The organism is Pseudoalteromonas rhizosphaerae, from assembly GCF_902498845.1.
Classification (GTDB): Bacteria; Pseudomonadota; Gammaproteobacteria; order Enterobacterales; family Alteromonadaceae; genus Pseudoalteromonas; species Pseudoalteromonas rhizosphaerae.
In genome coordinates this window covers 89,627-109,707 of record NZ_CABVLM010000009.1, presented here as the reverse complement: position 1 = coordinate 109,707, position 20,081 = coordinate 89,627, and the positions used below count along the sequence as shown (strand labels likewise).

Genomic DNA, 20,081 nt, shown 5'->3' with positions numbered 1-20,081 from the left:
TCCAACAATCGAATACTTTTTTGTTGTCATGCTAGTAATGAGTAGTTAGCACTCTTTAGTAGTTATTTAAGCAAACAGTTAAATAATAGAAAAAGAATCAACTATTTATTACTGCAGTTTAAACGTCATTCCACTCATAAGTTGTAGTTTAAAAGCTGGCTGTTTTACTAATTAAACTAGTTATTTATAACTAGGTAAAAAGTAGTGCAATTACTTGAATCTTAGTTACTAATACAGGTAGAATACCCGCTTATGCCACCCATATACGCATATTAGAGAAATGGAAGTCTCTCGAATAAAGAGACATATATGTGTACTTTTTTAGGACGTTTATATGAATGCAATTAAATTGAGCCCAAACTGGCTGTTGCAGTTAGTTATGATACTAACCCTTTGTACAGTTGCTTTTTTGCTAACAATCATCTTTGCTGTTAATCAGACTTTTTTAGCCCTAATTATTGTTCCTGTTATTTTTATTATCTCAATTTTAAGTATCGCCAACTTACGTTTTATGCATTGTTATAAAGCGGGTATTTATTACTCTCAAGGGTTAAGTAAAAAATATATTAATGCAGATGAAATTGTTGATATTCAATTTAACTCATTAAAATTACTGACTGTATTATCGGTTTCTTTAGAAAATAACAAAGAAATTTGTTTTTATAACTGGCAGTTTGACGAGCAAGCCCAGCAGTCAATTAGGTGTTGGTATAGCAAAAAGAAGAATCGCTGTAATAATTCACAGCATACTGAATGTAATGCATAGAAAAGGCCGCAGTTTAGCGGCCTTTTTACTAATCTGAACTCTGCTGAATAAACCTATTCAAGCAGAGTTTAGTTTATACTACGCTTTTTTACGGCGCAGGAGTGTTAGTGGTAACGCCAGTAACGTTAACCAAAATAATGAACCTGAGTCATCGTCTTCGTCATCAGTCTCATCATTAGCGATATTAATGTACACAAGCTGTGCATTTGATAAATTACCAGCACTGTCTTTTGCTTGTACCATTAATGTGATTTTTCTTTCAAACTCATAGTCTAAATCACCAGCAACGATTAGTTGTCCTTGCTCATTTATAGTCACTGCATTGTGGCCAGAAACAATAAAGCCAATAACGGGTGTGTACTGTGCATCTGCATCGCTAAAGCTCAATTGACCAATGACAGTGCCAATAGGGCTATTTTCACTGATGTTAAAACTCTGCTCAGGCTCTAGCACTGGAGCTTGTGGCTCAGGCGTTGGCTCTACAGCAGGTGTAGATTGAATATCAATAATTACAGGATCATGATCAGAGGCACGATAAGCACTCTCTGAATACAAGCTAGCAACTTGAGAATCAGATTTAAACTCTACGTTATAATCAAGACTGATCGGCTCATCAGCATTGATATGCCAATCTGTCGCTGCGACAACTTTAGCAAGTAAACTTGGACTAGCAACAGCATGATCTAAGCTACCCATGCGGCCAGAAAAACTATATGAATAGCCAAGAGTATTACCATCTAATTCTGCGACGACATTTTTAAATCCTTTATCAGCAAATGCGCGTATTGGATCTTCCATCGCATAGGCATTCATATCGCCTACTAAAATGATGTCTTCATCGTCTACACCAGTTGGCTTGCTATCAAGCCAGTCAGCATAAGCATTGGCGCCCGCTACACGGATCTCATTCCAACATGCTTGGCCATCACCTAAATCAGCATTGTTGCCATTAGCACTGCCACAGCTACCTTTGGATTTTAAATGCGCTACAGCAACAGTAAATACTTCTTCTGATTGAAGAGATTTGAAGCTTTGTGCAATAGGTGGGCGGTTACTATAGTCAAATGGATATTGGGTTGTGATAGCTGCGGTGCCAACTTGTGCGACTTTATTTGCACGGTAGATAAGTGCGGTGGTAATTTCATCAGTACCAATTTTATCTACGTTAAAATTAACAAAGGCGTATTCATTATTGCTATCTTCATCGTTTAACGCATTAACAAGGCTAGCAATAGCGCTATTTGCACCGAAACCATCGTTTTCGATTTCCATTAAACCGATAACATCAGCTTCTATAGCAACAAGTGCACTGACAATTTTCGCTTGTTGGCGAATAAATTCAGCTTCACTATCAGCCCCACGACTGGTTGGGAAACCAGCACCTTGGCCATCACCATTGAAGTAGTTAAGCACATTAAAGCTTGCAATCCGAAGATCTGCATCAGCGTGCAGTTCTGGTGCATCTGTACGTGGATTAGTTGCAACAAAAGTTGGTTGTACTGTTGGGTGAATGCGATAGCGATCAAAGCTGTAACCCATTACACCAGTGATTGCGTTCACAGAATCACCTAAACGTAATGTGTTATAAGCGTCTAAGCCAGTACCTGGGTAAGAAACTGGGTCAAGATTTTGTTTCGTTGAACCATCATCAAGTAAGATTTGTTTCTTGATGTTTTCGGCTTCAACAGCGTTAGCAGCATCACCGGGAAGGGCTATTTGTGTACCTTGATATAAACGTTCTGTGGCAAGACCTACTTCACCATAACGGCCTAAACCATAGTTGTTGCTAACGACCAGCGGTTGTTCTAGTGAAACCAGCATGCCTTCATAAGCTTCTAAATCGGCTACATTATTAACAGGGAGAGTGATGCTTGTTGCTGTTGGCGTTAAGCCTGTAGCACATACTTCCACTTGACTAACATCACCAATTTGGGTGGCATTAAAGTATTCAGCAACACTGCCTTTGACGCGCACATGGTCACCAACATTGACATCGGTATCAGCAAAATAAACAAAGACACCTTCAGAAGTAAGTGGGTTTGTATCAATATCTGCATCAAGTGATGTAATAAAGAAGCCACTTAATTGCTCACTACCTTGAAAATCAGCAGTTACCACGCCTTCCAGTTCAATTTCTGTGTTTAATAGAGGGCTATCACCGCCTTCACCTTGTACAGCGCTGATCAAGGTTTTAGCTGCGCCGCATTCTAATGGGACTAACGGCTCCGGTTCTGGCTCGGGATCTGGTTGGTTGTTTTCACCGTGGAAGCCTAGGCCAGAAAAGTCATCTTTATCAAATTGTAGCCATTGTTCACTAGGATCAAACGCGCTAGTTGCATCAGTGCGACCAGAGGTGACATCTGCCTTACGACGTAGAGTCTTATCTTTAGTAGTTACCCCTCCCGCTGTCCAAACTTCTTGCACACCTACCTGTCCAAAACTATCAATAACAGTATCACCGAGCGTAAGTGTGAAAGCGTCATCACCATTAAAGTTAACAGCACCGCTACGTAAATCTGCTTTAGTTGTTAAGTCATCTAAAGCACGGGTGTCCGTTGTTACAATAACAAAAGTACTATCAGCAGCAAGAGAGCCTGACAATTCTTCACTTGTTGAAACTGTATCACTGCCATTTGAATATAAATTAAGGGTATAGCCGTCGAGAGATATAGCTGTTGATGAGGTGTTGTAGATTTCAATTGCTTTATTGTAACCGCCACCTTCAACATATTCTGAAATTATTAAATTAGCAGAAGCTGGTGCACTGAGGCTTGCAATAACAAGCGCCAATGGCGTTATTTTTGTTTTGAACATTATTATTTTTTCCCGTGTATTGTGTCCCGAATGGGACAAACAGTTTAAGGAAAATTTATGACAAAGAAAATACAAAATGTTAATAACATGAAAATAAAAAGGGCGGTTAATCGCCCTTTTCTAAATTAAATATCTATGAGGCTTATCTTTTAAGTAATTGTGCAGCTTGTTTTGCAAAATAGGTAAGAATACCGTCAGCGCCAGCACGCTTGAAAGCAAGCAATGACTCCATAATCGTGGATTCTTCAGCAAGCCAGCCATTATCTATCGCCGCTTTATGCATAGCGTATTCGCCACTCACTTGGTAAGCAAAAGTAGGTACACCAAACTCATCTTTAACCCGGCGTACAATATCTAAATAAGGCATACCAGGTTTGACCATCACCATGTCAGCACCTTCTTGTAAATCCAGCGCTACTTCACGAATGGCTTCATCAGAATTAGCAGGGTCCATTTGGTAGGTTTTTTTGTCCGCACCTTTTAAGTTACCAGCAGAGCCGACGGCATCACGAAATGGTCCATAGTAACTTGAGGCATATTTAGCTGAATAAGCCATAATGCGTGTATGAATGTGACCTTCGGCCTCTAGCGCTTCGCGGATCGCGCCAATGCGGCCATCCATCATATCTGAAGGGGCAACAATATCTGCACCCGCTTGTGCATGAGATATCGCTTGTTTAACTAATATTTCTGTCGTGATGTCGTTAATTACATAGCCATTATCGTCGATAATGCCGTCTTGTCCATGCACAGTAAATGGATCAAGCGCTACATCGGTGATTACCCCTAATTCTGGATAGGCTTCTTTGAGTGCGCGTACAGTGCGTTGTGCCAGTGCATCATCATTGTAAGCTTCTTCAGCAAGCAATGATTTTTTGTCCGCAGGGGTGACCGGAAAAATAGCGATTGCAGGAATACCTAATTCAACCAACTCTTTTGCTTCAATCAGCAGTAAGTCAATCGATAAGCGATCTATGCCTGGCATCGATGCAATGGCTTCACGGCGATTGTTACCTTCAAGTACAAATACTGGATAAATTAAGTCATTTACACTGAGTTGATTTTCGGCCATCAAGCGGCGAGAGAAATCATTGCGGCGCATTCTGCGCATGCGAGTATAAGGGAAAAGGTCGAGACCTGATTGGGCCATTATTTGCTCCTAGTCTAAAATTGGAAAACTAACTACACGATTACGTCCACTTTGCTTGGCATGATAAAGTGCTTTGTCGGCGCAGTCGGTGAATAATCCCGGATTATGAATGTCTTCTGCAATGGCGCTATATACACCAGCACTAATGGTAAACTTTATCTGGGTGTTTGCCACTGTAATTGTGGCATCCATGATTGCTTGGCGGATTTTCTCAGCTATTTCTACTGCACCGCCGAGGATGGTATTAGGTAGTAAGATCACAAACTCTTCGCCACCATAACGGGCTACTTCGTCGAGTGGGCGTTTTAAATGGCTTTTTATAATGTCAGCCACAGCACGAATAGTTTGGTCGCCAATTAAGTGCCCGTAGGTGTCGTTAATGCTCTTAAAGTGATCAATATCGAGCATGACCACACTTAAAGGCGTTTGCTCTCGACGAGAGCGACGCAAATCCATCACTAGTTTTTTATCAAAGTAGCGGCGATTTTTTATTTGTGTTAATGGATCTTCCATATTGATTTGTTCAAGTGCGCGATTCTTGTCTTCAAGTTCCCGCAGGGTGACCTGAAGTTCAAAGGTACGCTCTTCTATATTTGCTTCTAAATCTAATCTAGCTTGCTCTTGTAGTGCTAAACGCTCTTGCAATAAAGCATCTTGAGCTTCACTTTGGGCGATTTTACACTGCTGGTCGGTGACTTGGGCATCGCGTTCGATTAAAAAGTGCTTAATGGTGGCAAAGCTTAAACTGAGTGAACAGATTAAAAAACTAACATATACAAATGGTAAACCACGGGTATTAAAATCATAGATGTCAAACACGACAATTATGAGATAGATCTGCGCAGTTAAGAACATTAACATACTACATAAAAGCGCACTCAGAGGCTGCGTTCGCTGTTGCTTAATATCGATCCCTAACGCAGTTATGTGTAACAACATAATCAACACCGGTGCAATTAGGCTGTAATAAAGCATGATATTTGTAGGGAGCAACCAGATAAAAAATAAGCTGATAAAAAGTAACCAGTTACTCCATTTGTGTAAGGGTTGCAGCGCTGTTTTTGTGGGCAGGCGCAATTGTTCAAATAATAGCTTGAATAAGCAAGTGGTTAATATCAGCATGCTAGGCACGGCTAGCTGCTGCAAACTAGGCAAAGACGGGTGGAAATAGCGATAACCAAAGCCATATAAGTAAATCAGTAATAACCATAACGTGATTAAAATACTGCCACTGAGTGCAAAGTAACGTTTTCGTGAAAAGCCAAACATGACCAAGCAAGTGACTGCCAACGATAAAATAAATCCGACGAGCAGGCCGTACATTAAATTAAACTTACTTTTATCTTTTAAATATTCGTCATGCTGCCAAAGACTTAACGGCACTCTAACACCATCTAGACTTTCAACTCGAAGAAGTAATGTTGACTGACTTGCCGGTGGCAGTGTTAGCTTTACTAATAATGATTCTGTATTAATTTGTCGGTTATTGAGTGGTAATACATCACCAATTTCTTTAAACAATAATCTGTTTTGCTTAAAGTAATGGTATACAGCAACTTTATCTAATAACGGATTATCAATGGACAATAAAATTGGTAGCTCTGAATTCTCAGCGTTAACCAGTTGCAGGCGTAGCCATACGGCTTGATTAGTGAGTCCTAAATTGAGCGATTGCTCTGAAAGCTGTTGCCATTGCTGATTTGAAGTGAGCTTGGCTTGCTCTGCTGTGAAAGGCTGCAGGGAATATTCGAAAGGTATATTCACAAGGTGTTTGAAGTGCTTATCTAAGGTGATCTGCGTTGCGTTGGCCGTAAATGAAATAAATACAAAGCTATAAAGCAGCAACCAAACACGCTTCATTATCAGCCCTTGTGGTTGAATAACTGTTGGAAGTTAAGTGTAGTTTGCTTTGCAACAGTTGCAAACTCTAGTCCTTTTAAGGACGCGATAGTTTGGCATATATGTGGTAAATAGCTTGGCTCATTGCGATGCGATTTGGGTTTTGGTGTTAACGAGCGAGGGATCAAAAACGGTGCATCCGTTTCTATTAATAGGCGCTCTAATGGCAACATTGGCATCAGTTGTTGCAGTGATTTACCGCGACGTTCGTCACAGACCCAACCGGTAATACCAATGTATAAACCGAGCGATAAGTATTGTTCTAAGGCGTGTTGATCACCAGTAAAACAATGTAATACTCCACGCACCGAATACTGTTGCAATATTGCCAGCATATCTTCGCTCGCATCGCGCTCATGTAAATATACCGGAAGGTTTAACTCTACCGCCAAAGTGAGTTGTCGGTGCAACACGGAACGTTGAGTCTCGCGGGGAGAAAAGTCGCGATTGTAATCTAATCCACATTCGCCAATCGCTACAACCTCAGGGTGTGCAGCGAGAGTGCGCAGTTGTGTTTCTAGTTTTCCATCGGCTGATTTTGCGTCATGGGGGTGAACACCGGCGGTAGTAAGTAGGTTGTACTGTTGTGCTAAGTTAATCGCTTGCTGACTGGAGTTTATATCGCAGCCAATTAACAGCATTTGGCTAACATTTTGCGCTTTTGCGCGAGCAATGATAGCCGAATGTTGAGCATCAAATTGATGATTAGTAAGATTTACGCCTGCATCAATGAGTGATGTGGTCATTAATTAGTGCGCTTAACGCGGATCGAACGATTCTGGCCTGCTTTTTTTAATAAAAAGGAGTTGAACATACCACGTTCAATAATCACGGTATCATTTTGGTCGATACGCAAGCTATCTGAGCCAATTTGACGCCATTGTTGACCGTTGTCTAAACTAATAATTAATTCACCGTATGGCGCTTCTTTGACGTTGCTAACGACGGCTGATATTTCATTGTCATTATCTCTTGCTACTTCTTTGTGTTCTAAACCAAAATCGTCATTTTTAGTCTTAACTATTTGCTCATTGGCTACTGCTGCAGCTGTTGGTGTGCCAACGTTAGGGGCTGCTGAGTTGGCAGGTGGGGTTAAGGTTTTTGTTGTTGCTGGCTTACTTAATGATTTACCCGCCATAGTGTTGTCATAACAAAGCAGACGATTGAAGTCATTTTCTACAAATGTACATGCTTGTAAAGCTTGTAAGTTAACTTCATTGGCATGAACAGTAGGAATGCTTAATAAGGCAAGTATTGGTAGTAGTTGTTTTTTCATTTATTCCTCAGACTCATTTTGCTGGGGTTTAGCGCTATAAAAGGATGCTAAGATTAAACCCAATTCAAATAACAGTAGCATGGGAAATGCTAATAATGTTTGTGATAGTACATCCGGTGGCGTTAAAAACATAGCTACAACAAAAACACCGACCACAATATAAGGACGTTTTTCTTTTAAACTTTGTGTTGTGGTAGCGCCACTAAAACACAGCAGCATTATCGCTACTGGAATCTCAAAAGCGACCCCAAAAGCAAAAAATAGCTTCAACGCAAAACTTAAGTAGCTACTAATATCTGGTGCCAACGTCATCATTTCTGGGCCAACGCTAGTAAAAAAGCCAAGAATTATGGGTAGTACTACAAAGTAACAAAATGCGATACCGCTATAAAAAAGTATAATGCTAGATGCTAAAACAGGCATTAGCATGCGTTTTTCATGTTGGTATAACCCTGGCGCAATAAAGCCCCATATTTGGTGTAATATTAATGGAAACGCTGCAAATAAAGCGACAAATAAGGTTAACTTAAACGGCGCAAAAAATGGTGCTGTTACATCAGTAGCGATCATGGTTGCTGTACTTGGTAAGTGCGCAACTAATGGGGCCGCTACAAAACCGTAAATATCGTTCGCAAAGTAAACCAGCGCAATAAAAAATACCAATATAGCTAATAAGGCTTTCATAAGCCTATTTCGCAATTCAATTAAATGACTTACAAAGCCTGATTTAACTTGTTCAGTCATAATTTAACTCGTTACCGATATATAGACCATAGCCAACAAAAAAAATTTCATTTTTGTTCATCAATATTCACTTTATCTGTTTGCTCAGAAGATCTTTTTTTATAACTGTGGGTGACTGAGTCCGCTGCCTTTTGTAATTCGCTGACCGAGTCTTTTATTGCTGGACTTAAGTCTTGCATGCCTTGTTGTTCAGCTTTTTTTAAATTTTGGTGTAACTCATGCACTCTTAATTCTTCGTTGACTTCAGCCTTAACAGAATTAGCCAACGATTTTATAGTTTTTACCCAACGGCTAACAGTACGAATAGCAACCGGCAAACGCTCAGGGCCAAGTACCACTAAGCCGACGATTAACACCACAACAAGTTCCCACATACCCATGCTAATTAAGCCTTATGGTCTTCTTTATTTTTATCAACAGACTCTTTGTTTTGTATTGGGTTATTTGCTTGTTCAATTGGTTCTGCTGGTTTATTTTGCTCATCTTCAGAGACTGCTTTTTTAAACCCTTTTACAGCGTTACCTAAATCACCGCCAATGCCACGCAATTTTTTTGTGCCAAAAAGTAACACTATGATTGCTAAAACAATTAACAATTGCCAAATACTAATGCCGCCAAAACCCATGATGTTCTCCACTTATTTAAATACTGTGAATTAAAATTATTGTACTGATTATACTCACCGAGCACTAAATAGCACTTAGTTTATGTTGCGCTGCGCCAAGCAAGTATAAAGCCGCTTAAAGAGCATATCGCAGCAATACCTGCAGCGACAAGGTCATGCTGCAAATAACATAACCCAGAGACTATCATTGCTGAACCAGCAAAAAGACCAAGTAATAATGGCTTGTATGATGGCTGTGGCAGTGGTGCAGGGCTGTTGCGCTGTTGTTTTAGGTTGTGATAAATCAAATCAGGTAACTCAGGCATTTTTTCTGCCCAAAATGGCAAGTTTGCGTATACCTGTTTCAATACCGACCAAGGACCAACCTGTTGCTTTACCCAGTCTTCTAAAAAGGGTTTAGCTGTTTTCCATAAATCTAATTGTGGATATAGCTGACGCCCAAGGCCTTCAACATACAACAAGGTTTTTTGTAGTAGAACTAATTGGGGTTGAACTTGCATATTAAAGCGACGAGCGGTATTAAATAGATTAACTAAGACGTGGCCAAATGAAATCTCTGCTAATGGCTTATTAAAAATCGGCTCGCAGACAGTGCGAATGGCAAACTCAAATTCTTCCACGCTGGTGTCTTTAGGTACCCAGCCAGAATCGACATGTAATTGTGCGACTTGACGATAATCGCGATTAAAAAAGGCAATAAAGTTTTCGGCTAAGTAACGTTTGTCTTCTTTGTTTAGCGTGCCCACGATGCCACAATCAATACCGATAAATTTAGGGTTTTCAGGGCTCTCGTAGGATACAAATACGTTACCAGGGTGCATATCAGCATGAAAAAAACTATCACGGAACACTTGGGTGAAAAACACCTCCACACCGCGTTCGGCCAGTAGTTTCATATTGGTGTTTTGCGCAACTAATGCCTCAGTATCAGACACTGGAATACCGTAGATTCGCTCCATGACTAGTACATTTACGCGACTATAGTCACTGTAAACATAGGGAATATAAAGCGAATCAGAACCCTCAAAATTACGCTTTAATTGAATGGCGTTTGCGCCTTCACGCATCAGATCAAGTTCATCAAGTAAGGTTTTTTTATACTCTTTGACTACTTCAACTGGGCGTAACCTTTTCGCTTCATTGATTAACTTGGCCACTACTTTGGAAAATTGTTCCATTAATGCTAAATCAGCGTCAATTTGTTCTCTGATATCAGGGCGAATAACTTTAATAACCACCTTTTGTGGTTGATTATGTTCATCCACTAAAGTGGCAGTATGTACTTGGGCAATGGATGCTGAAGCTAAAGGGGTTTGCTCAAAATCGCTAAAGTATTCACTGATATCATCGATTTCAAGTGCATTTTCAATTAGTTGTTGTGCTAACACACCATCAAATGGCTGTACTTGATCTTGTAGTAAGGCCAGCTCTAAAGCGATGTCTAGTGGTAATAAATCGCGCCGAGTAGATAACATCTGGCCAAACTTGATCCACACCGGCCCCAATTGCTGTAATGCTAAACGCAGTCTTAACCCTGCTGGTTTTTCTGGGTGTTTATTGGTTAGCCAAAATAGACATGCACGGCCAACTTTGCCATACCAAGGTATTTTTTGTGATGGGATCAGTTCATCCAAACCATAGCTAAGGAGGGTTTTTGTGATGTTATAAAGCCGAGCAGCTGACACAGATAATCCTTACTGATTCATTTTGCTTGAAGTAGTTGGTTGATACGTAACTCAAGTTGCGCAACATGTGCTTTGAGTTGACGCGTGTGTTGCTTAAATTGCTCAAGCTCTAAAGGATGAATAGTCACTTTGAGCTCGTCTTGGCATAAAGTAGTGAGCGTTGTAGAGAGTTTCTTGTTGGCTTTTTGACCTTGCTGTTGAGTTTGTTTAACTAACTGCCATAGTTGCTGTGCCGCTGCGTCACCAAGATAATCAGATAAGTGTTCAGGCCAATCGATATTAAGCGCAGCGAAAGCATTACTAAACCCTTGTGCAATATTTAGATCACCTTGCAAATCGAGTTTATCTTGGCGGATTAACTGAGTCAGCATCGCAGGGTTTTTAAGTGCCATTAACGTATTAATATCGGCGCTTATCATGCAGTCATATTGCGTTTCGGTAGTGTTGTATAAATGCAGTTGCTGGCCAGTAAACACCACTAAAAACTGCTGTTGCCAATCGCGTATATCAATTAATAAGCGTTGTTGGGCAATTGATGACAGCCTATCGCCAAGAGTGGGGTCGAGCTTAAGTGCCGTATTTAAAATACCTTCGACTAGTGCGACTATGAAATTATTTAACATACAATACCTTAGCAATAAACGTTACTAGCTGGTGTGACGCTTAATATTTGAAGCCACGATGTAATGCTACAATACCACCGGTGAGGTTTTGATAGGTGGTTTGCTCAAATCCAGCCTCGTTCATCATTGCTTTTAGTGTTTCTTGATCTGGGTGCATACGAATTGATTCAGCTAAGTATTTGTATGATTCACCGTCGTTAGCAACTAACTCTCCCATTTTAGGTAGTAAGTTAAATGAGTAAAAATCATAGGCTTTACTTAACACTTGATGCTCTGGTTTGGAGAACTCCAATACCAGTAGACGACCACCAGGCTTTAAGATTCGATACATCGAGCGAAGTGCTTTATTTTGATCTGTAACATTACGTAAACCAAAGGCAATGGTAATTAAATCAAAACTATTATCAGGAAAAGGCAGTGCTTCAGCATTCATTTGTACGTAGTCAATATTGCCGACTAGACCTAGGTTATGTAGCTTTTCGCGGCCCACTTTAAGCATTGATGAGTTAATATCACCTAATACTACTTGCCCAGTATCACCAACCAGTTGACTAAACTTTGCCGTTAAGTCGCCGGTGCCACCTGCTAAATCCAGCACATGATGGCCTTTACGCACACCTGAGCTGGCAATGGTTTGACGTTTCCATAAACGATGAATACCAAACGACATGAGATCATTCATTACGTCATATTTAGTAGCAACTGAATGAAATACATCGGCAACCATAGAAGCTTTTTCGGTTTCGGCAACGGTTTTATAACCAAAATGCGTGGTCTTTTCAGGATTCTCGTTCATGATTAATCTCTATCGTGGTAATAAAGACTAGTGTACTTGATTGTTACGCCATGGTGCAATTTGAATATGGGGGAAATTGCTTGTGGATCAAGGTTTATTATTTATTCGTTGTGGCTCACTGTCCGGCAATAAAGCTGCTTTGGCCAAGCGATCTTGCTTTATGTGCTGCATTAGAGGCTTTACGGGCAAGATTATTAAAATCTTTTTCGTCTAAGTGCTTGGCAATCCCTAATGACAGGTTGATTGCTGGTAGCTTAATGCCATTTTTAGAACTGACGAATCGCAGTTTCTCGACTCCATTACGGACTTTTTCAGCAATTACATTCGCAGTTTCAGGGTCGATATCGGCCAGTAATACAGTAAAAGCATCTTTGCCAGTACGCCCTGGCAGGCCACTTTCAAATACATACTTTTGAATTTGTTTAGCTACTTTACTTAAAATTACTTCACCAATGATATCGCCGTAGTTATCAATAAAGTGATCTAAGTTATCGATTTGGATGGCAATTGCACACACAGATTTTTTTTGGTTTAACCATAATTGTGTTTGCTGGTTTAAATAATGACGTTTAAAAAGGCCTGTTTGCTGGTCGGTGATGTGTTGTTTACGTAATTGTACGAGTTGTTGTTGGGTTTTCTCTTGTAATCGCTTTGCTTTGATCAGCTCTATTTTAAATTGTTTATGTTGAGTGAGCAGGTGGGCAGTTTGCTTATTTAATGTCTCAAGTGCGAGTTTGCTTTGGCTAACATTATTTTCATCTAATAAATGCACGCATTCGCTGACCTGACTTGCAAAGCGAATGATATCTTTTTCGGTTGAGTGCGCGCTACGTGATAATGAATTAATAACATCATCAACATTGCGTACCATTTTGGTTTCAGCTTGATGAGCTTGATCCATATAATCGAAATACAGTTGCTCTATATAAACACAGTCAATTTCTTGGCCTTGGGCAATTGCACGATCGATAGTGGTATTTAAATCAGAATTAACTTGGCTGATATAGGTATAGACAACGTGATAATTGAGAGGGGTCGGTGGTAATATATGGTGTTCTAAAAAGATACATACCTTGGTCATTTTTTCTTGAGCAATAGCCATGGAATCATGGAACATCATTGTATACACCAATTAAATACACGTAACAGCGAAATTAAATAACCTTCTCCATGAGGTCTTGACGCGATCCTAGCGTATGAGATTGCCTTACATTAATCTGTATCGGGGATATTTAAAAGCAAAAATATGTAATTTGGCAGCGAAATCTCCATTTTTCTCGTTCATTAGCTGGTTTTCTCGACAATCTTACTAGGCAATAAAAATGCTGATTAACTACTAGCCAATAGTCGCGGTTAATTTAACCTTATATTTATCGCCCTTGGTCGCATTTTTTTGGTTATTTGATCTGTCTAGGTTAGGTTAAACATCACGTTTTAAGTAGCAGATCCCTATTATTATGAAAAAATCACCTTCATCGGTTATGCGTCACTCCCTGTTAAGTATCGCCTTGGCATGTACATTAAGTGCGTGCCAAATGACCACGATAGATAGCGACCAACAATTTACGCAAGTGGCGCAATCAATTGTTGATTACCGTAAAAGTATAAGCACGTATAGCAACCCTGAGGGTGTTGATGGCTATTTGTTAACTAATTTATCTGCGGAGTTTCTTGAAAAGAAATACCAACATAACACTGAATTATTAGCGCAGTTAGACGCAATAGATAAAGACAAACTCAGTGATGAAAACCGTATTAACCTCACTATAATTCGCGGCCAAGTACAAAATAGTATCGATGAATATGTATTTAACAGCCACTATATGCCGCTTACTTCTGAATATGGCTTTCACTCGAGTTTATCTTTTATGGTGTCGAGTTCAGATTATAAAAAACTAGCTGATTACCAACTTTATCTACAGCGTTTGCAGCAAGTTCCTCGGTTTTTTACGCAAAATATCGGTTGGATGCGTAAAGGGCTGGAAGTTGGCTTAACTCAACCTAAGGCTGTATTAATTGGTTATCAAGATTCTATCAGTGCCTATATTGTTGATGACGTTACTGAGTCTGAATTTTATAAACCATTTTTAAATAATACCGCTGGTTTGAGTGATAGTGAGTTTTTTGCTTTACAGCAACAAGCTAAAAAAATCATTAAAGAACAAGTGATTACTGCTTATAAAAATTATTTAACGTTTTTTAATGAAGAGTATCAGCCAGGTGCGCGTACTGAAATTGGTATCTCTGCTACACCAAATGGTGCTGCGTTTTATGCTAATCGTGCCAAGTATTACACCACTACAGATATGACACCAAAAGAAATCCATGAACTGGGGTTAAAAGAAGTGGCACGTATTCGTGCTGAAATGGATAAGATTATTGAGCAAGTTGGTTTTAAAGGCACATTTGCTGAATTTGTGCACTTTTTACGTACTGATCCGCAATTTTACGCTAAAACACCGGAAGAGTTATTAAAAGAAGCATCGTACATAGCTAAAAAAATGGATGCACAATTACCTAAGCTATTTCACACCTTACCACGCATGCCTTATGGTGTTGCGCCGGTGCCAGCAAGCATAGCGCCTAAGTACACGACTGGCCGTTACTCTGGGTCGAGTCGTGATGATCAAGCGGGTTATTACTGGGTAAACACTTATGCACTTGATAAGCGCCCTTTATATGTTTTAGAAGCACTTACTTTTCATGAAGCTGTACCAGGGCATCATTTACAGATCTCCCTTAATGCTGAATTAGAAAACCTACCAAGTTATCGTCAAGATGCTTATTTGTCAGCATTTGGCGAAGGGTGGGGATTATATTCTGAATACTTAGGTATTGAAGCGGGCTTTTATCAAGATCCATATAGTAACTTTGGTCGTTTAACTTATGAAATGTGGCGTGCAGCCCGTTTAGTGGTTGATACTGGCATGCACATGTACGGCTGGAGTCGCGATCGTGCGATGAAATTTATGAGCGAAAATACGGCGTTGTCTTTACACAATGTGAAAACCGAAACTGATCGTTATATTTCATGGCCAGCACAAGCACTATCATACAAAATTGGTGAGCTGACTATTAAACGCTTACGCAAAGAAACAGAGCAAGCATTAGGGCAAGACTTTGATGTACGCGAGTTCCATCATCAAATACTTCGTCATGGCTCTGTGCCAATGTCAGTATTAGAAGATCAAATCCATCGATACATTGAAACTGAGTTGACTAAACAAAAAAGCTAGCTTCTATCGATATGGATCGCTGCATTCAGTGCAGTGATCCATTAAAATCCTTTGCTTGAAATTTAATCTGCTTATATGCTCTCTACTGTAATAAGATTTTTACTAATATATTCGCTACTTAGCTTAAGTTTTTAGTATAAGTATTAGTGAAATGACAAAATAACCAGCAAGGGGCGCTGCATGAGTAATTTAATAGTTTTTAGCATTGATGTGTTTGCCAGCTTATTTATAGTGGTATTTGGGTGTTTAGTTTTAGTGGTTATTTATTTTTATATCAGTGATGTAACTCAATCTAAACAAGCGATTAGACGTAATTATCCGGTAATAGGTCGGTTTCGATACTTTTTTGAGCGCCAAGGTGAGTTTTTTCGTCAATACTTTTTCGCTATGGATCGCGAAGAAATGCCATTTAATCGCGCCGATCGTAGTTGGGTTTATAAAGCGGCTAAAAATGTTGATCGTACCACCGCCTTCGGCTCAACTCAGAGCCTAGAAGTTACCGGGACCGTGATGTTTATGAACTGCGCGTTTCCTACCTTGGACGAAGAAGCGCTTGAACCGAGTGCAGTTACGTTAGGGCCGCATTGTCCAAATCCTTATATTACTAAATCGCTATTCAATATTTCAGGTATGAGTTTTGGTGCGTTATCAAAACCTGCTGTACGTGCGTTATCACAAGGTGCCAAACTCGCTGGTTGTTGGATGAACACTGGTGAAGGTGGTTTAAGCCCTTATCACTTAGAAGGAGGTGCCGACATTGTGTTTCAAATTGGCACAGCTAAATATGGTGTGCGCGATGAACAAGGTAAATTAAGTCATGAGAAGCTCAAGCAAATAGCTGCGCATGAACAAGTAAAAATGTTTGAAATTAAAATGAGCCAAGGTGCGAAGCCTGGTAAAGGCGGTATGTTGCCAGGCAAAAAAGTGACTGCTGAAATTGCGGCTATTCGTGGTATCCCAGAAGGTCACGATTCAATTAGCCCAAATGGCCATCCTGAAGTTAAAAACCCTGCAGATTTACTTGATATGATTGCCTCGGTGCGCGAAACGACTGGCAAGCCAACCGGTTTTAAAGCGGTTATTGGCGCTTATGCATGGCTGGAAACCTTGTTTGCTGAGATCAATCATCGTGGTATTGAATCTGCGCCCGATTTTATTACCATCGATAGTGCTGATGGCGGTACCGGTGCTGCACCACAACCGCTGATGGATTCGGTGGGTTTACCACTGAAAGAAAGTTTACCTTTGGTTGTTAATATGCTCGAAAAGCATGGCCTGCGAGAGCGAATTAAAGTTATTGCGTCAGGCAAACTGATTGTGCCGTCTAAGGTTGCATGGGCGCTCGCGGTGGGCGCAGACTTTGTTGTATCGGCACGTGGTCATATGTTTGCTTTGGGTTGTATTCAAGCGCTGCAATGTAATAAAGACACTTGCCCAACAGGGATAACCACACACAACGAGCGGTTGCAACGTGGTTTAGATGTCGCCGATAAAGCGCAGCGCGTAGCAAACTATAATAAGTACATTCATTATGGTGCGGGTTTAATTGCTCACTCATGCGGGGTATTTAGTGCCCGTGAACTTGGCCGCCAGCATGTGCGCGTTGTGCAAGAAAACGGCCTGTCAGAGCCGCTTGATAAAATGTATGAAAATTATCAGTAATTTAAAATACTAGGTAATAGAAGCTAGGTCCCGCCCAAATAGGTTGATAAAAGGCACTAAATAAAGTGCCTTTTGCTATTTTTATAAATTTAATTTAGTTGGCTTATCAATAAAGAGAAAAACTCTTCTTTGTTATTGCAAGTGTGGGCGTTGAGTACTAACTGCTCACCCAGCGCTAAAGTGTGGCGTTGTACGTCTAAACGCGCCTGCGCATCTTCAATGCCATCAATGTCAGCAACGTGTGCTAAGCCGATAGTGCGGCGTATCAGTTCTGTCCCACAGTAACCAATCGCGTCTTGTAATACTTGTTGCATAAAATACTCGCCATAACCAGCGGCTTTTAAATTGTTATCTGTGGTTTGCTCTGCAATAAATGTCAGCCACTGTTGTTCAAACAAAGAATAACTCTCTTGCAGGCAAGTCAGTAAATGGGTGTGATAGTTACGGCGTGTAACAAATTCACTAATACGAGCATTTTGCGCGCAGTAGTTTAATAATAAATTGCCGATAAATGAGCCGATATCAAAGCCAACTGGGCCAAAAAAGCCAAATTCAGGGTCGATCATCTTAGTGGTGTTTTGATCGACAAAAATACTGCCGCTATGCATATCACCATGTAATAGCGTCTGCGGGCATGATAAAAACTTAGCTTTTAGTTTTGCGATCGCTAAATGTAATGCGGTGTTATTTTGTAGTTTATTGACTGTACTTTGCAACTCACTTGGGTAGTTATTACGCTCATGTTCACGCAAGATATCGTTGAAAAACAAATCTTCAGTAATTTGGCACAACTCTGGATTGGTAAACTGACTGACTTTGGCTTTTTTATCTTGCGCGGTTAGGTAAAAGTCTGAGTTATAAAAACCGGTATGGCTTAAGTAGTGAGCCACATGTTGACCTAATAGCGGAAATTGCTCTGCGTTTATTTGTGCGCTACGCAAAATTTGTAAGTGACCAAGATCTTCTAAAATGGTCAGTGCTTGCTCTGGATTATGATGCAATACTTTTGCTGTGTAGTCAGGGCTTAATGCGCCGTGATTGAGTAAAACCTCAGCTTCAATGCGTGCTCGGTCAAGCGTTAATGGCCATGATTCACCCACACAGCGTGCATAAGGCAAGGCTTGCTTTAAAATAACGCTATTACTTTGCTCGTCGCTTATTCTAAAAACGAGATTTAAATTGCCATCTCCAAACTCATACGCCGATAACGTTTGATCAGGATCAAACAAATCATACCCATCTTTAGTTACAAGATTTTTAATATAATCAATCGCATGCTGTGCATTAAAGGCAACGTATTCGGCCATCGGCGTACTCTCAGAAAATGATAAACAATAGCATTCTATACCTTCAACCGTTTAGATGTCTACACTTCTGGGTTGTGCGTTTTAAAAACTACTGTAAAATAACCTCAGCCTAACGATTATTCAGGATCAATCATGCAAGACCTCATAGCGAGCAGTTTAAAATATCAAAACAATACACTAAGCGTGTTAGACCAATACCTACTGCCGCATCAGCAGGTATGGCACGAATGTGATGATGTAGCCAGTATGAGGGATTTAATTCTAAGCTTAAAAATACGCGGCGCACCGCTGATTGGTTTAGGAGCAAGTTTGCTAGTTTCCCATTTGGCAGAGCAAGGCACAGCTAAAGTAGCATTAGCGCAGGCGATTGATGATTTAGAAGCCACTCGGCCAACTGCGGTTAATTTAATGCATTGTATGGCAAAGTTACGTATTGCATTACAACAAGATGATTATGTAACGGCAATTGTAAGCGCTGCTGTAACATTGTTTAATGAAGATATCGCCTTGTGTGAAAGCATGGCAAATCATGGTGCTGCATTGGTTAGCAGCGGCGATAATATTCTCACACATTGTAATACTGGTGCCTTAGCAACCGCAGGTATTGGTACTGCTCTTGGTGTTATTTATAAAGCGCAGCAACGTCATGGCGATATTCATGTATGGGTGGATGAAACGCGGCCATTATTGCAAGGCGGGCGTTTAACCGCGTTTGAACTTGAGCGCTGGCAAGTACCTTACACCTTAATTTGCGATAATATGGCAGCGAGTTTAATGGCTGCTGGCAAGGTTGATAAAATTTTTGTCGGTGCAGATCGTATTGCTGCAAATGGTGACTTTGCTAATAAAGTAGGCACTTATAACTTAGCAGTACTGGCGCATTTTCATGACATCCCATTTTATGTAGTAGCGCCGCTAACAACCCTCGATGTAAACACAGCATGCGGTGCAGACATTGAAATAGAACAACGTAACAGCGCAGAAGTGCGCGGTGTAAGCGGAAGCTTTGGTGAAGCGCTATGGGCACCTACAAATGCTAACGTATATAATCCCGCATTTGATGTAACCCCCGCTAAGCTTATTACCGGCTGGGTACTCGATACTGGCGTTTATGACCAACAACAAGTTTTAGTTGGTGAATTAAAAAGGCTGGTTTAACAGCCTTTTGCCACATACACCCATGCATTAATGCCGCTGCTAAATGACTCTTCAATACGGATGTAGTCATTAACTTCGTAGCTATCCGCGTTAGCAAGTTCCTCTAAGGTGATAGTAAAAATAGTGCCAGTTACTGTATCTGTTGGCAGGCCTGTTTTAATTAATGCTGGATGAAAACGCTGGCCGCTGCTTTTCAGCACGGCGGCGTCGGTGATCTCAACTTCGCCTACTACGTAACCTTGTAGTGTATCGGCTTGGCCTTCGAGCAAGCGGCCAAAGGTATCAAGCTGTACTTGCTCTAATTGCAGAGTGCCGTATGAAAACAACTTTTCCATTTAAA

The 20,081-nt window shown here is 40.5% G+C and carries 18 protein-coding genes; 4 read left to right on the top strand and 14 right to left on the bottom strand.

Going from position 1 to position 20,081, the window contains the following annotated elements; genetic code table 11:
• Nucleotides 1-334: 334 nt before the first annotated feature.
• Nucleotides 335-766, top strand: coding sequence for a hypothetical protein (locus PSR9079_RS14780; RefSeq protein WP_149982225.1), 432 nt, complete (start codon nucleotides 335-337; stop codon nucleotides 764-766).
• A gap of 78 nt (nucleotides 767-844) precedes the next feature.
• On the opposite strand, the gene PSR9079_RS14775 is transcribed toward PSR9079_RS14780, so the two are convergent.
• The 12 genes from PSR9079_RS14775 to PSR9079_RS14720 all read right to left on the bottom strand — a co-directional run bounded on the left by PSR9079_RS14775 (nucleotide 845) and on the right by PSR9079_RS14720 (nucleotide 13,480).
• On the bottom strand, nucleotides 845-3,580 hold the full coding sequence (locus tag PSR9079_RS14775; protein WP_149982224.1) for an ExeM/NucH family extracellular endonuclease: 2,736 nt from the start codon (nucleotides 3,578-3,580) through the stop codon (nucleotides 845-847).
• 142 nt (nucleotides 3,581-3,722) lie between these two features.
• The gene (gene hemB / locus PSR9079_RS14770) at nucleotides 3,723-4,730 is read right to left on the bottom strand and encodes a porphobilinogen synthase (RefSeq protein WP_149982223.1); all 1,008 of its coding nucleotides are present in this window, start codon (nucleotides 4,728-4,730) and stop codon (nucleotides 3,723-3,725) included.
• A 9-nt stretch (nucleotides 4,731-4,739) separates the two neighbouring features.
• Complete coding sequence (locus PSR9079_RS14765; RefSeq protein WP_149982222.1) at nucleotides 4,740-6,590, bottom strand: sensor domain-containing diguanylate cyclase; 1,851 nt, start codon at nucleotides 6,588-6,590, stop codon at nucleotides 4,740-4,742.
• A gap of 2 nt (nucleotides 6,591-6,592) precedes the next feature.
• Nucleotides 6,593-7,375, bottom strand: a complete 783-nt coding sequence (locus PSR9079_RS14760; protein WP_149982221.1) for a TatD family hydrolase — start codon at nucleotides 7,373-7,375, stop codon at nucleotides 6,593-6,595.
• Nucleotides 7,375-7,905: a hypothetical protein gene (locus PSR9079_RS14755; RefSeq protein WP_149982220.1), complete on the bottom strand. Its 531-nt coding sequence runs from the start codon at nucleotides 7,903-7,905 to the stop codon at nucleotides 7,375-7,377. Before PSR9079_RS14755 ends, PSR9079_RS14760 begins: the two co-directional genes overlap by 1 nt.
• Nucleotides 7,906-8,649 (bottom strand): twin-arginine translocase subunit TatC, encoded by a 744-nt coding sequence (gene tatC / locus PSR9079_RS14750; RefSeq protein ID WP_149982219.1) that lies wholly within the window; start codon nucleotides 8,647-8,649, stop codon nucleotides 7,906-7,908.
• 47 nt (nucleotides 8,650-8,696) lie between these two features.
• A complete protein-coding gene (tatB, locus tag PSR9079_RS14745; RefSeq protein ID WP_149982218.1) occupies nucleotides 8,697-9,029 on the bottom strand; it encodes a Sec-independent protein translocase protein TatB in 333 nt (110 codons plus the stop codon).
• A 5-nt stretch (nucleotides 9,030-9,034) separates the two neighbouring features.
• Nucleotides 9,035-9,274, bottom strand: a complete 240-nt coding sequence (gene tatA, locus PSR9079_RS14740) for a Sec-independent protein translocase subunit TatA (RefSeq protein WP_149982217.1) — start codon at nucleotides 9,272-9,274, stop codon at nucleotides 9,035-9,037.
• A gap of 80 nt (nucleotides 9,275-9,354) precedes the next feature.
• Nucleotides 9,355-10,959 carry a ubiquinone biosynthesis regulatory protein kinase UbiB gene (gene ubiB, locus PSR9079_RS14735; RefSeq protein WP_149982216.1) on the bottom strand — a complete coding sequence of 535 codons (1,605 nt, stop codon included), beginning with the start codon at nucleotides 10,957-10,959 and terminating at the stop codon, nucleotides 9,355-9,357.
• Nucleotides 10,960-10,976: 17 nt separating this feature from the next.
• Nucleotides 10,977-11,582 carry a ubiquinone biosynthesis accessory factor UbiJ gene (locus PSR9079_RS14730; RefSeq protein WP_149982215.1) on the bottom strand — a complete coding sequence of 202 codons (606 nt, stop codon included), beginning with the start codon at nucleotides 11,580-11,582 and terminating at the stop codon, nucleotides 10,977-10,979.
• 40 nt (nucleotides 11,583-11,622) lie between these two features.
• Nucleotides 11,623-12,378, bottom strand: coding sequence for a bifunctional demethylmenaquinone methyltransferase/2-methoxy-6-polyprenyl-1,4-benzoquinol methylase UbiE (gene ubiE / locus PSR9079_RS14725; protein WP_145240051.1), 756 nt, complete (start codon nucleotides 12,376-12,378; stop codon nucleotides 11,623-11,625).
• 115 nt (nucleotides 12,379-12,493) lie between these two features.
• On the bottom strand, nucleotides 12,494-13,480 hold the full coding sequence (locus tag PSR9079_RS14720) for a GGDEF domain-containing protein (protein WP_149982319.1): 987 nt from the start codon (nucleotides 13,478-13,480) through the stop codon (nucleotides 12,494-12,496).
• Between the two features lie 355 nt (nucleotides 13,481-13,835).
• On the opposite strand from PSR9079_RS14720, the gene PSR9079_RS14715 reads away from it, so the two are divergent.
• The gene (locus tag PSR9079_RS14715; protein WP_149982214.1) at nucleotides 13,836-15,614 is read left to right on the top strand and encodes a DUF885 domain-containing protein; all 1,779 of its coding nucleotides are present in this window, start codon (nucleotides 13,836-13,838) and stop codon (nucleotides 15,612-15,614) included.
• 180 nt (nucleotides 15,615-15,794) lie between these two features.
• Nucleotides 15,795-17,276, top strand: coding sequence for an FMN-binding glutamate synthase family protein (locus tag PSR9079_RS14710; protein ID WP_149982213.1), 1,482 nt, complete (start codon nucleotides 15,795-15,797; stop codon nucleotides 17,274-17,276).
• An 89-nt stretch (nucleotides 17,277-17,365) separates the two neighbouring features.
• Here PSR9079_RS14710 and mtnK read toward each other — a convergent pair whose 3' ends face one another.
• A complete protein-coding gene (gene mtnK / locus PSR9079_RS14705) occupies nucleotides 17,366-18,583 on the bottom strand; it encodes an S-methyl-5-thioribose kinase (protein ID WP_149982212.1) in 1,218 nt (405 codons plus the stop codon).
• 132 nt (nucleotides 18,584-18,715) lie between these two features.
• Between mtnK and mtnA the strand changes: the two genes are divergently transcribed.
• Nucleotides 18,716-19,741 carry an S-methyl-5-thioribose-1-phosphate isomerase gene (gene mtnA / locus PSR9079_RS14700; protein WP_149982211.1) on the top strand — a complete coding sequence of 342 codons (1,026 nt, stop codon included), beginning with the start codon at nucleotides 18,716-18,718 and terminating at the stop codon, nucleotides 19,739-19,741.
• Here mtnA and PSR9079_RS14695 read toward each other — a convergent pair.
• Nucleotides 19,738-20,076, bottom strand: coding sequence for a gamma-glutamylcyclotransferase family protein (locus tag PSR9079_RS14695; RefSeq protein ID WP_149982210.1), 339 nt, complete (start codon nucleotides 20,074-20,076; stop codon nucleotides 19,738-19,740). The genes mtnA and PSR9079_RS14695 overlap by 4 nt on opposite strands.
• Nucleotides 20,077-20,081: the final 5 nt, after the last annotated feature.

Coding starts and splice junctions, on each gene's coding strand:
- PSR9079_RS14720 (WP_149982319.1), bottom strand. CDS start 13,480: ATGGCTATTGCTCAAGAAAAAATGACCAAGGTATGTATCTTTTTAGAA.
- PSR9079_RS14775 (WP_149982224.1), bottom strand. CDS start 3,580: ATGTTCAAAACAAAAATAACGCCATTGGCGCTTGTTATTGCAAGCCTC.
- tatA (WP_149982217.1), bottom strand. CDS start 9,274: ATGGGTTTTGGCGGCATTAGTATTTGGCAATTGTTAATTGTTTTAGCA.
- mtnK (WP_149982212.1), bottom strand. CDS start 18,583: ATGGCCGAATACGTTGCCTTTAATGCACAGCATGCGATTGATTATATT.
- PSR9079_RS14765 (WP_149982222.1), bottom strand. CDS start 6,590: ATGAAGCGTGTTTGGTTGCTGCTTTATAGCTTTGTATTTATTTCATTT.
- PSR9079_RS14755 (WP_149982220.1), bottom strand. CDS start 7,905: ATGAAAAAACAACTACTACCAATACTTGCCTTATTAAGCATTCCTACT.
- ubiE (WP_145240051.1), bottom strand. CDS start 12,378: ATGAACGAGAATCCTGAAAAGACCACGCATTTTGGTTATAAAACCGTT.
- tatB (WP_149982218.1), bottom strand. CDS start 9,029: ATGGGTATGTGGGAACTTGTTGTGGTGTTAATCGTCGGCTTAGTGGTA.
- tatC (WP_149982219.1), bottom strand. CDS start 8,649: ATGACTGAACAAGTTAAATCAGGCTTTGTAAGTCATTTAATTGAATTG.
- hemB (WP_149982223.1), bottom strand. CDS start 4,730: ATGGCCCAATCAGGTCTCGACCTTTTCCCTTATACTCGCATGCGCAGA.
- PSR9079_RS14715 (WP_149982214.1), top strand. CDS start 13,836: ATGAAAAAATCACCTTCATCGGTTATGCGTCACTCCCTGTTAAGTATC.
- PSR9079_RS14780 (WP_149982225.1), top strand. CDS start 335: ATGAATGCAATTAAATTGAGCCCAAACTGGCTGTTGCAGTTAGTTATG.
- PSR9079_RS14730 (WP_149982215.1), bottom strand. CDS start 11,582: ATGTTAAATAATTTCATAGTCGCACTAGTCGAAGGTATTTTAAATACG.
- PSR9079_RS14710 (WP_149982213.1), top strand. CDS start 15,795: ATGAGTAATTTAATAGTTTTTAGCATTGATGTGTTTGCCAGCTTATTT.
- PSR9079_RS14760 (WP_149982221.1), bottom strand. CDS start 7,375: ATGACCACATCACTCATTGATGCAGGCGTAAATCTTACTAATCATCAA.
- PSR9079_RS14695 (WP_149982210.1), bottom strand. CDS start 20,076: ATGGAAAAGTTGTTTTCATACGGCACTCTGCAATTAGAGCAAGTACAG.
- mtnA (WP_149982211.1), top strand. CDS start 18,716: ATGCAAGACCTCATAGCGAGCAGTTTAAAATATCAAAACAATACACTA.